The sequence below is a fragment of the Aeromicrobium sp. genome, from assembly GCF_036675695.1.
GTDB lineage: Bacteria > Actinomycetota > Actinomycetes > Propionibacteriales > Nocardioidaceae > Aeromicrobium.
This window is the reverse complement of the sequence record NZ_JAKFEL010000069.1, coordinates 1-10,886: the sequence shown is the minus strand read 5'-3', so window position 1 is coordinate 10,886 and position 10,886 is coordinate 1. Positions and strand designations below refer to the sequence as shown.

Genomic DNA, 10,886 nt, shown 5'->3' with positions numbered 1-10,886 from the left:
CGACGGCGCACACGGTCCGATGGACGTGGGCGGCAAGCACTCACCGTCTTGTGTCAGGTTCCTCCAGCTGCGTGGCGGCAAGTGGGTGCCGTTGAAGGGCACCGCGTACGTCTGCCACGGCGCAGGCAAGGCGTGACCCAATGAGCGAGCGCAGCGAGCGAACCAAGAGCGGGCAGTCATTCCGGGGCCTCCGTACCGTGCTCTTTCCAACGGAGGTTTCGGAATGAGCGAGTTTGTCTCCTACACGATCATCGGCATCTTCACCGGTGCGGCGTACGCCATCGCAGCGAGCGGTCTGGTGCTGACCTACAGCACAACGCGCGTCTTCAACATCGCCCATGGTGCCGTCGGCATGGTGTTCGCGTTCGTCTATTGGGACTTCTCGGTCCGCCAGGACATTCCCGTCTGGCTGTCGCTGATCCTCGTGCTCCTCGTGGCCGCTCCACTGTTCGGTGTCTTCGTCCAGAGGGTGCTCGCGCGCGGTCTGGGCTCGGCGCCGATCAGTGTCTCCTTGGTCGTGACGGTCGGCTTGCTGGTTGCGCTGATTGGCGTCGCCACCCAGATCTGGCCGCCGGAGTCGCGGACTCTGCCCAAATTCTTCAAGGGTCACCTGATCGAGGTCGGCGACATCACGATCACCTGGCATCAGGTGATCACGGTGGTCATCTCCATCGTCGTGGCGATGAGCCTGTACGTCCTGCTGGCGCGCACACGGATCGGCACCGGCATGCGTGCCTCGGTCGACAACCCCGAGCTGCTCCAGCTCTACGGTGGCCGACCGCAGGTGGTGGCGGCGCTAGCCTGGGCGATCGGCTGCTCGCTCGCCGCGCTTGCTGGCATCCTGCTTGCCCCGGAAATCGGTCTGCAGTACTACGACCTCACCCTGTTGGTGATCTCGGCGTACGCCGCGGCGATGCTCGGCAAGCTCACCAATTTGCCCATGACCTACATCGGAGCGATGGCGCTCGGAATCGGTCAGTCCTACGTGGTCGGCTACCTCGACAAGATCCCGTTTCACAAAGAGGTTCCTGGTCTGGCAGCTGTCATTCCCACGCTGTTCCTGTTTGCGATCCTGGTGTTGCTGCCCCAGGCGCCGCTTCGCATCGGACAGGTCAAGGGCATCGTCTCGGCGCCGGTTCCGACACTGGGTCGAGCCGCGGGTTGGGGTGCGGCGCTCGTTGTCGGAGTCATGGTTCTCTCCGTCGTGCTGTCCGGCTCCAACCTCCTGCTGGTCGGCACTGCGGCGACGTACGCGATCGTCATGCTCTCCCTGGTCCTGCTCACCGGCTACGGAGGGTATGTGTCTCTCGCCCAGTTCACTTTCGCCGGAGTCGGCGCCGTCGCGTACGCGAAGATCGATCAGCCCAACCTGTTGGGGCTCTTCATCGCCGTACTCGTTGCGGCTGCCGTCGGTGCCTTGGTGGCGATCCCCGTGCTGCGACTCACTGGCCTCTACCTCGCGTTGGCGACACTCGCGTTCGCCCAGCTCATGGACAAGCTCCTGTTCCAGTCCGCGATCGCGTTCGAGTTCAACAACCCGCTCGAGGCTGAGCGGCTCTCCATCTTTGGGCTGAATCTGGATGGCACCGGCCGATACGCCGTCATGATGACGGTCTTCTTCGTTCTCATCGCGCTGGTTGTCCTTGCCGTAAGGCGTGGACGGCTGGGTCGGATCCTGGTTGCGGTGCGTGACAGTCCCGCAGGTGCCGGAACGCTAGGCGTCGACATGCGGTGGCTCCGCGTGGGCCTGTTCGCCGCGTCGGCGGGGATCGCTGGCTTCGCGGGCGCGCTCTTCGCGGGACTCCGCGGCACCATCGTGGCCTTCGACTTCCAGTTCTTCGCCAGCCTGCTGCTGCTGTTGATGGCTGTGGTGTGGGGAGTCACCTCGGTGACCGGTGCTGCACTCGGCGGAATCTTCTTGATGTACCTCCCGGTGGCCCAGTCGGACAGCCCGTCGATCGCAGGCCTGCTGTTCCTGCTCCTCGGCGTTGGCGCCGTCATCCTCGCTCGTGACCCGAACGGATTGGCCAACAAGCTGTTCCAGATTCCAGGCAAGATCCGGGACGACATCTACCCGGCTCTCGTCAGGAGATTCCCAGCGCTCGCCAGGTCGAGATATGTCGACGATGACGACTTCGATGATGAGTCCTTCGACAGCGAGAAGGAGGTGGATTCGGATGCCGTTGCTGCACGTTAAGGACGTTGTCGTCCGATTCGGCGGCGTGACTGCCGTCAACCACGCGAACTTCGAGGTCGAGGCAGGCACCGTCACGGGCCTCATCGGGCCGAATGGTGCCGGAAAGACCACCTGCTTCAACGTGATCACCGGACTGCAGGCTCCGACTGCGGGTCGAGTGATCCTGGATGGCAAGGACATCACCCGGATGCCTGTGCCCCGGCGGGCGCGGCACGGCATGGGTCGTACGTTCCAGCGCCTGGAGGCGTTCGGCTCGCTGAGCGTCGAGGACAACATCCGCGTCGCGATCGACATACGTGATGGATTCCGCGGGTTCATGCGAGCTGTTGACGGTTCGGCCGACGCCGAGATCGACGCACTGCTTGAGCGGGTCGGCATTCTCGACTATGCCGAAGAGCGGGCTGACTCGGTCCCGACCGGCACCGCCCGTCTTCTCGAGGTGGCTCGAGCGCTCGCCCGCAACCCGCGTCTGCTGCTCCTCGACGAGCCGTCCTCGGGACTGGACGAGGCAGAGACGGAAGCCTTTGGCGGCCTGCTTCTCGACCTCGCGGCGGAGGGTCGGACCGTTCTGATGGTCGAGCACGACATGGATCTGGTGATGCGCGTTTGCCACGAGATCCACGTCCTCGACTTCGGATCGATCATCGCGCAGGGCACGCCTGAGCAGATTCGCAAGGATCCGGCGGTCCAGAAGGCCTACCTCGGCTACAGCGATGACGAGTCCGACGACGTCGACGCCACGAAGGAGGTCGTACTGTGACCGTGCCAATCCTGGAGATTGTCGACCTGCACGCGGCGTACGGTCGCATCGAGGTTCTGCGCGGGATCAACCTTTCCGTCCCGCGTGGCGCCGTGATGGCGCTGCTCGGCCCAAACGGCGCCGGCAAGTCCACGCTGCTCAAGGTCATCTCCGGTCAGATGGAGCAGACCTCGGGCGACATCCATCTGGCCGGAGTTCACGTACGAGGTGCCAAGGCTGATGACCTCGCGCGATTGGGACTGACCACTGTTCCCGAAGGGCGCAGCGTCTTCCCCAACCTCACGGTCGAGGAGAACCTGCTGCTGATGTCGTACGCGGGCGTCGAGGCGTACAAGGTGTTCGACACCGCCTACTCCTACTTCCCGCGACTGCACGAACGCCGCTACCAGCTCGCCGGGACCCTGTCCGGCGGCGAGCAGCAGATGCTCGCGATGGCACGAGCCCTCAGCTCGGACCCGGCGCTGCTTCTTCTGGACGAGCTGTCGATGGGCCTGGCTCCGCTGATCGTCGACGAGCTCTACGAGACGGTCGGACAGATTGCCCAGTCCGGTGTATCGATCCTTGTCGTCGAGCAGTTCGCACGCACTGCGTTGAAGGTCTCCGACTACGCGGCAGTGATGACTGGTGGCCGCATCGTGGCAACCGGTGAACCGGACGAGATCAACGACATCATGGCCGACGTGATTCTGGGAGGTGCCGCATGACCTGTGGCGCACGCAAGGACAAGACGCTCTACGACAAGACGGTCGTCGGACGCGCACGCTCGATGAGTCGACGGGCGAAGCGCACCGCTGCGAGCTTGCTCGCCTTCGGTCTCCTCCTCGGCGGCACGGCCTCCGGAATCGCACCCGCGAATGCGGTCGCCTATGGCGGCTTCAGCACGGCGGCGACGGCTACCCCGATCAAGCTCGAGATCTTCGAGCCGGTCCTTCCGCTCCCGACGGAACCTCAGGGCGAGTTCGACATCTCCTACACGCGGGTGCTCGGTGGCTCCGGCCCAGCCACGACGGCTCGCGCCTCGGCCTTTTGGCCCGGCGCAGCCATCGGTGAAGGCCTCAAGACCTTCGGCGAGCAGCTTGGCCTGCCTGCCCAGCTCACCGACGGCGGCTACCCAGTTCAGGCGAATGCCGGCTTCCCGGGTGATACGCCCGAGCAGTACCAAGAGTTCTTCCCCGGGATGATCGGTCGAGTCAGCGCTGGTGACAAGAGGACAGTCGCCAAGGTCGCCTACACCTCGTCCGACGTCAACGATGGCGATGCTGGCGACAGCAAGGCGCCCTCAGCCGACCCGCTCGCCGCCCTGAAGGAGCTCTTCGGCGCAAAGCCCGCACCATCCACGAACCCGCTCGGCACACTGGGTCTGCTGATCGACTTCGACGGGATGACAAGCGTCTCGAGCTCCGACTATGACGGCACAACGGCTGTGGCCACGGCGACGAGTCGTATCGGTGAGCTTCGACTTCTCGCTGGCGTCATCAAGCTCACCGGCGTCAACGTCGTCACCAAGGTGACCAGCACCCTCGACGGAGGCGCGAGCACGTCCCAGACGGTTGACGTCGGGGGCATGACGGTCGCCGGTCAGAAGTTCGCGTATGGCCCCGACGGCTTCACCGCGGTCGGCAAGGTCACTCCGATCCCCGGCATCCCGACCTCCGCTGCAGACCTGCTCAAGACGCTCGGTGTTGCCATCGAGGTACCCAAGCCCGAGATCACCAAGAGCGGTTCCACGGCCAAAGTTGTCGCTGAAGCGGCTCGAGTCACGATCGACACCGCGCCGCTGCGCAAGAATCTGCCGAAGCTACCGCTGGACGACTTGGTGAACGGTCTCCCCGATCTTCAGCAGGGCAACATACTCAAGGGTCTCCTGCTGTCCATCAACACCATTGCACCCAAGATCGTCCTGCGCCTGGGCTACTCGGAAGCCTCGGCCTCCACGATCACGCTCGCAGATCTCGGTGGTACCGGTCCGGTGCCAGCGGCTGGCACCGGCGGAGGCCTTGCGCCCGCACTCGATGACGTTCCGCCGACGACTGACCTCGGTGGCGACAACACCACGGCCGCCCCGGTTGCCAAGGGCATGCCGCCGCTACGCAGCTTGCCGATGATCCTGCTGATCGGCGGGGCCCTGCTCGCCAGTGGTGTGGCGTGGTACCTGCGCCAGGCAGGCCTTCTGCTGTTCGGCGGAGCCAATGACTGTTCGTTCGGCCTTCAGGCCGGTATCCCGGATCTCCGAAAGGCCTGACATGACGACGCAACAGATTGCTGCCCAGCCCGCCAAGGGAGCGCCGCATGTGATGCCGCGCGCGGGATCGCGTGATGGCACGGCGCCGCTGCGTGACAACCCCGTTCAGATGCTGCACCTGGTGTTGTTCATTGCTGGTGCGGTGCTGTTGCCTGCGGGCCTGATCGTGATCGGCCTCGGCTGGTACGGCGCTGCGCACACTCCGTACGCGTACGACCAGATGGCCTACTTGGTCTCTGCCGTGTTCGGACTCGGCATGACCTTCGTAGGCGGCTTCCTCTACTTCGGTTCCTGGCTGGCGCGCATTGCCGGCGACCAGAAGGAGTCTCAGCGCCAGCTCTCTGACTCGGTGCTCCGACTGGCCAACTCGGTGGCGCGCAACACCGCCATGGCAGCGGGCGCCGCGCTCGAGACCGACGGTTCAGGTGCCAAGCGTGGACAAGTACGTGCGGTGGTTCGTCCCAAGGATCCGGGGGCTGTCCTGGTGATGGCCGGCCGAGGTACGACCGTGCACCGCGCTGACTGCAGCCTGATCTCCGGCCGCGAGGATCTGCGTCCAGCAGGTCCTGACGCCAACAACCTCACGCAGTGCCGTCTCTGCCGAAAGCAAGCGACTACCTGAAAGGCACGGCTTTCAGCTGTACTGGGTGCCGCGTTCTTCGCGGGTCCAGGTGACGTCGGCGATGCCTGCGGCCGTGAGCTCGCGATGGAGGACCTTGTGCGTTGCCGTGCGGGGAAGATCGTTGACCACCCGTATGTAGCGCGGCCGCGCCTTGGGTGAGAGATCGCGCTGCTGGTCGAGGAACTGCTCGAGCTCATCGGGTGCGAGCTCATCCCGGAGCACAAGAGCGGCAGCGACCTGGTCGCCGGCTCGCTCGTCCGGCACGGCGTACACAGCGACCTGATCGATTGCGGGATGGCGAAGCAGGATCTGCTCAATCGGTGCGGTGGCGAGGTTCTCGCCGTCGACCCGGAGCCAGGCTGCGGTGCGCCCGGCGAACCAGACCCAGCCGTCGTCGGTTCGGTAAGCCAAGTCGCCTGACCAGTACATACCCCCGCGCATCCGCTCGGCGGTGGCCTCCGGGTCGTTGTAATAGCCAGCAAACTGTCCGGCACCAGTCGTGTTGACCAGCTCGCCAACGCACTGGTCGAGATTGGTGACGCGACCGTTCTCGTCAAGGACCGCGCGCGGGCACTCGGTCACGGTCTCGGGGTCATAGATGGCAACGCCATCGGCGGGCCACCCGAGGGCACCCGGCGGCGTCCCTTCGATCTTGCTGACAATGACGGCGTTCTCGGTCGAGCCGAACCCGTCGACTACGTAACATCCGAACCGCTCGCCGAACGCCTTGATGTCACGGTCGCCGGCTTCGTTGCCGAACACGAAGCGGAGCGGGTTGTCCGCATCATCGGGCTTGGGCGGTGTGGCAAGGACGTACGTCAGTGGCTTTCCGACATAGGACGCGTACGTCGCCCCGAACTGGCGAACGTCGGACAGGAACTCCGAGGCGGAGAACTTCTCGCGCAGGGCAACCGTCGCACCGTTGTAGAGAGCGGGCGCCCAGCCCGCCATGACGGCATTGGAGTGGAACAGCGGCATCGCGACGTAGTGCACGTCATCGGGTCCGAGCCCGAGCTTGTCGGAGAGATAGAAGCCAGGAACGGTGATCTTCTCGTGCGTGATCCGGACGGCTTTCGGGCGTCCGCTCGTGCCGGAGGTGAAGATCAGCATGAACAGCGAGTCTTTGGTGGGTGTGGCCTCAGGTGCGGCCGCCGGAACGAGGAGGTCGTCCCACTCGGCACTGCCGGTGTCGATCACCCGTATGTCACCAAGGTCGAGCCCATTGACCAGATGCTTCTGGGTCTCGTCGGTGAGCAGGATCTGTACGTCAGCGCGCCGGAGGTCGGCCGTGAGCGCCTCACCGCGTCGGGTGCTGTTGACTCCGGCCGCGACGTGGTTGCCCAGCCCCGCGGCGGACAGCCCGAGGAGCATCTCGCTGGTGTTGTCCATCAGCAGGCCGACGTGCGGCGGGAGAGCGGGGTCGAGCAGTCCCGCGATGGCCGCTGACCTCGCCGACGCGTCGGCGACGAGCTCGCGCCAGGTCCACGAGCGATCGTGGGTCAGAAGTGCCGGGGTGTCCTGCTCGGCTCTGGCGAGAAGCAGGTCCCGGATCGTCACGCGGGTTCGGCGGCGAGTAGCTTGCCGAGGCGCAGGGCTTGTTCGGTCGCCCCGCCGTACTCGAAGTCGTAGCGCGTTCCAGCGGTGAAGTAGCGATGCGCCTCACCGTCGAGGTCGACGCCCACGCCGCCGTGGATGTGCACGGTTGTGTGCGCGAGGTGGTGACCGGCGTCGGATGCCCAGAGCTTTGCGGTCGCGATGGCTTCCGTCGCGGGCAAGCCCTCGGCCAGACGCCAGGCGGCCTGCCACAGCGTCAGTGCCAGGAATCGGGTGTCGATGTAGCCGTCGGCGAGGCGCTGCGAGACGGCCTGGAATGTGCCGATCGGCCGCTCGAACTGCTCGCGTACCTTCGCGTACTCGGCCGTGAGGGTGAGTGCACCCTCGGTGACTCCGAGCTGTACGGCGCAGCTGGCGACGGTCAGCAGATCGACCAGGCGCTGGGCTGCATCGCCGCTGCCGATCAGACGATCAGCTGGCACGCGTACGCCGGAGAGCTCGACGTGGCCAACGGCGTCACCGTCGCTGAGCTTCTGCTCGCGAATCTGCAGGCCGGACGCGTCAGCATCGACCAGGAACACTCCGGTGCCGCCGGGCGTGGTTGCCGTGACCAAGAAGGAGTTGGCGACGGTGGCCGCATGGACGAGGTACTTGGTGCCGGTGAGCACGTACTCCGAGCCGTCGGGTGCTGCAGTCGTGGTGGGTACGGACGGTGCGTACTCGTGTTCTTCGGCGATCGCTGCGCTGATGACGCTCGCAGCGTATGCAGTCTGTTGCTGCTGGTCGGTGCCGCGCTCGGAGACGAACAGGCGCGCCACGGAATCGACGGCAAGGGGGGCAGGGGCGACCGTACGGCCGACTTCCACCAGTACGCGGCACAGCTCGAGGAAGCCGAGACCGGCGCCGTCGTGCGACTCGGGCGTCGTCAGCGAGAGCAGCCCGGCTTCGCCGAGTGCCTTCCAGAGCACCGGATCGAATCGGTTGCCAGCGGCCTCGACCGCGGTCAGCCGCTCGGTCGTGGTGTGGTCCTTGAGGATCGTCGCGGCGAGTGCTGCTGCCTCTTCGGCCTCGGGAGGAAGTGAGAAGTCCATATTGTGTCCTTTAGCGCTTCGCGGCTGGCATGCCGAGGCCGACGTAGCCGATGATGTCTCGCTGGATCTCGTTGGTGCCGCCACCAAACGTCATGACGAGCGACGAGCGGAAGTAGCGCTCGAGGCGTCCGGCGATCACGGCGCCAGAGGAGCCGGCGGCGATGGCGGCCGCAGGACCGACGATTTCCTTGAGTGCGCGGTAGACCTCGACTGCGAGCTCGGAGCCGTAGACCTTGATGGCAGAGGCATCAGCAGGGGAGAGCGTGTCGATCTCGGCTGCCAGCTTCCATCCCATGAGCGTGAGCGCTTCGGTACGAGCCTGCGCGCGACCGAGGAGGATCTGCACCCATTCCTGGTCGATGACGCGTACGCCGTTGGCGTTCTTGGTCTCGCGGGCCCAGTTGGTGACGAGTTCGATCGAGTGGACCAGCGGCGCCGACGAGGTGAGGGCAACGCGTTCACGGTTGAGCTGGTTGGTGATCAGCGCCCACCCGCCGCCACGTCCGCCGATCAGGTTGTCTGCCGGGACGCGAACGTTGTCGTAGTAGGTCGCACTCGTGCCAACACCGGCGATGGTGTGGACCGGCGTGTAGGACACGCCTTCGGCCTGTGCGGGCACCAGGATCATCGACAAACCCTTGTGCCGGGCGAGGTCGGGATCGGTGCGGCAGGCCATCCAGATCCAGTCGGCGTACTGGATTAGTGAGGTCCACATCTTCTGGCCGTTGATGACCCATTCGTTGGTCGACTCGTCGAGCTCGGCCTTGGTACGCAGCGATGCAAGGTCGGTACCGGAGCCAGGCTCGGAGTAGCCGATGGAGAAGTGCAGCTCACCCTGCTGGATCTTGGGAAGGAAATACTCCTTCTGCTCCTCGGTGCCGTAGCGCATGATCGTCGGGCCAACGGTGTTGAGCGTGAGGTGCGGGATCGGGACGCCGGCGACCATGGCCGCATTGCTGAAGATGAGCTCGTCGACCATCGAGCGTTCTTGGCCGCCGTACTCCTTGGGCCATCCCATGCCGAGCCAGCCGTCGGCGCCGAGCTGGCGGATGACGTCCTTGTAGACGGTGACGTCACCGAACTCTCCGGTTGACGCAGCGAGTGCAGCCCGGATCTCCGGGGTCACAAGTTCAGAAAAGTAGCCTTGGACCTCGTCACGGAGGCGAAGCTGGTCAGGTGTGAGAGCGACGTACATGTGGTAAAACTATAACGTGTTCTCGTTTTGGTCTACATGGACCAGCGCACACGCCTTGATTTGAACTCTGCCTTACATAGGGAAATGGGGAGGCAATCGTGACTGAGACCCGCACATTGGACGCCGGTTCTGTCCCGGATCGTTTCGCGCGCGGCTGGCACTGCTTGGGCCTCGAGCGCGACTTCAACGACGGCAAGCCCCATGAGGTCCAGGCCTTTGGCGGCAAGCTTGTCGTCTGGGCCGACTCCCAGGGCAAGCTCAACGTCCTCGACGGCTACTGCCGGCACATGGGCGGCGACCTGACACAGGGCACCGTCAAGGGTGACGAGATCGCCTGCCCGTTCCACGACTGGCGCTGGGGTGGCGACGGCAAGTGCAAGGCGATTCCTTACGCCAAGCGTGTGCCGCTGCGCGCTCGTACGCAGCGCTACGAAGCTGTGACGCGCAACGGCCAGCTGATGATCTGGCACGACCCCGAAGGCAGCGAAGCGGACATGGATGCGCTTCCGCCCGAGCTCCCCGGAGTCGGCACGGACAAGTACACCGACTGGACCTGGGAGATTCTCCCCGTCGAGAACGCGCACTGCCGCGAGATCATCGACAACGTCGTCGACATGGCGCACTTCTTCTACATCCACTTTGCGTTCCCGACGAACTTCCGCAACGTGTTCGAAGGCGACCAGGCCACGCAGTTCATGGAGTCCACCGGACGTCCTGACATGACGGCCGAGGGCTACGGCGACGAGGACCTCGTCCTCAAGTCGGTGGCCACGTACTTCGGGCCGTCCTACATGATCAACTGGCTCGACACCGACTACAAGGGCTTCTTGACCAAGGTCATCTTGATCAACTGCCACATCCCCACAGGTCCCAACTCGTTCATCCTGCAGTACGGACTGTGCGTCGAGAAGCCTGAAGGTGTCGATGAGGCGACCGCGAAGTACATCGGCGACAAGTACTCCGAGTCGTTCAAGGTCGGCTTCGAGCAGGATGTCGCCATCTGGCTCAACAAAGCCCCCGTGCAGAACCCGCTGCTCTGTGAAGAGGACGGCCCGGTCTACCAGCTGCGTCGCTGGTACGAGCAGTTCTACGTCGACAAGGCTGACGTCGTGCCTGAGATGGTCGAGCGCTTCGAGTTCGAGGTCGACACGACCAAGGCCAACGAGAACTGGCGGGCAGAGGTCGCTGAGAATCTTGCACGCAAGGAGGCCGAGGACCGCGAGGC

The 10,886-nt window shown here is 64.8% G+C and carries 9 protein-coding genes; 6 read left to right on the top strand and 3 right to left on the bottom strand.

Annotated features, from left to right (window positions below; genetic code table 11):
• Positions 1–223: 223 nt before the first annotated feature.
• Genes V6M39_RS04590 through V6M39_RS04570 form a run of 5 tightly spaced genes read left to right on the top strand, consistent with a single transcriptional unit; the run spans position 224 to position 5,821 of the window.
• Positions 224–2,197 carry a branched-chain amino acid ABC transporter permease gene (locus V6M39_RS04590; RefSeq protein WP_332642540.1) on the top strand — a complete coding sequence of 658 codons (1,974 nt, stop codon included), beginning with the start codon at positions 224–226 and terminating at the stop codon, positions 2,195–2,197.
• Positions 2,178–2,957 (top strand): ABC transporter ATP-binding protein, encoded by a 780-nt coding sequence (locus tag V6M39_RS04585; RefSeq protein ID WP_332642538.1) that lies wholly within the window; start codon positions 2,178–2,180, stop codon positions 2,955–2,957. Before V6M39_RS04590 ends, V6M39_RS04585 begins: the two co-directional genes overlap by 20 nt.
• Complete coding sequence (locus V6M39_RS04580; protein ID WP_332642536.1) at positions 2,954–3,661, top strand: ABC transporter ATP-binding protein; 708 nt, start codon at positions 2,954–2,956, stop codon at positions 3,659–3,661. The genes V6M39_RS04585 and V6M39_RS04580 overlap by 4 nt, the downstream gene beginning before the upstream one ends.
• Positions 3,658–5,199, top strand: a complete 1,542-nt coding sequence (locus tag V6M39_RS04575; protein ID WP_332642534.1) for a choice-of-anchor P family protein — start codon at positions 3,658–3,660, stop codon at positions 5,197–5,199. The genes V6M39_RS04580 and V6M39_RS04575 overlap by 4 nt, the downstream gene beginning before the upstream one ends.
• 1 nt (position 5,200) lies before the next feature.
• Positions 5,201–5,821 (top strand): hypothetical protein, encoded by a 621-nt coding sequence (locus tag V6M39_RS04570; protein ID WP_332642533.1) that lies wholly within the window; start codon positions 5,201–5,203, stop codon positions 5,819–5,821.
• A gap of 12 nt (positions 5,822–5,833) precedes the next feature.
• On the opposite strand, the gene V6M39_RS04565 is transcribed toward V6M39_RS04570, so the two are convergent.
• The 3 genes from V6M39_RS04565 to V6M39_RS04555 are packed head-to-tail and all read right to left on the bottom strand — an operon-like array spanning position 5,834 to position 9,661.
• Positions 5,834–7,378 carry an AMP-binding protein gene (locus V6M39_RS04565; RefSeq protein ID WP_332642532.1) on the bottom strand — a complete coding sequence of 515 codons (1,545 nt, stop codon included), beginning with the start codon at positions 7,376–7,378 and terminating at the stop codon, positions 5,834–5,836.
• Positions 7,375–8,466: an acyl-CoA dehydrogenase family protein gene (locus tag V6M39_RS04560; protein ID WP_332642531.1), complete on the bottom strand. Its 1,092-nt coding sequence runs from the start codon at positions 8,464–8,466 to the stop codon at positions 7,375–7,377. Before V6M39_RS04560 ends, V6M39_RS04565 begins: the two co-directional genes overlap by 4 nt.
• A gap of 10 nt (positions 8,467–8,476) precedes the next feature.
• A complete protein-coding gene (locus tag V6M39_RS04555; RefSeq protein WP_332642530.1) occupies positions 8,477–9,661 on the bottom strand; it encodes an acyl-CoA dehydrogenase family protein in 1,185 nt (394 codons plus the stop codon).
• Between the two features lie 98 nt (positions 9,662–9,759).
• Between V6M39_RS04555 and V6M39_RS04550 the strand changes: the two genes are divergently transcribed.
• Positions 9,760–10,886 (top strand): Rieske 2Fe-2S domain-containing protein (locus V6M39_RS04550; RefSeq protein WP_332642529.1); only part of this gene is annotated, 1,127 nt, incomplete at its 3' end.

Bases quoted from the DNA above. Each gene is read 5' to 3' on its own strand.
- V6M39_RS04590 (WP_332642540.1), top strand. From the start codon at position 224: ATGAGCGAGTTTGTCTCCTACACGATCATCGGCATCTTCACCGGTGCG.
- V6M39_RS04585 (WP_332642538.1), top strand. From the start codon at position 2,178: ATGCCGTTGCTGCACGTTAAGGACGTTGTCGTCCGATTCGGCGGCGTG.
- V6M39_RS04575 (WP_332642534.1), top strand. From the start codon at position 3,658: ATGACCTGTGGCGCACGCAAGGACAAGACGCTCTACGACAAGACGGTC.
- V6M39_RS04570 (WP_332642533.1), top strand. From the start codon at position 5,201: ATGACGACGCAACAGATTGCTGCCCAGCCCGCCAAGGGAGCGCCGCAT.
- V6M39_RS04560 (WP_332642531.1), bottom strand. From the start codon at position 8,466: ATGGACTTCTCACTTCCTCCCGAGGCCGAAGAGGCAGCAGCACTCGCC.
- V6M39_RS04555 (WP_332642530.1), bottom strand. From the start codon at position 9,661: ATGTACGTCGCTCTCACACCTGACCAGCTTCGCCTCCGTGACGAGGTC.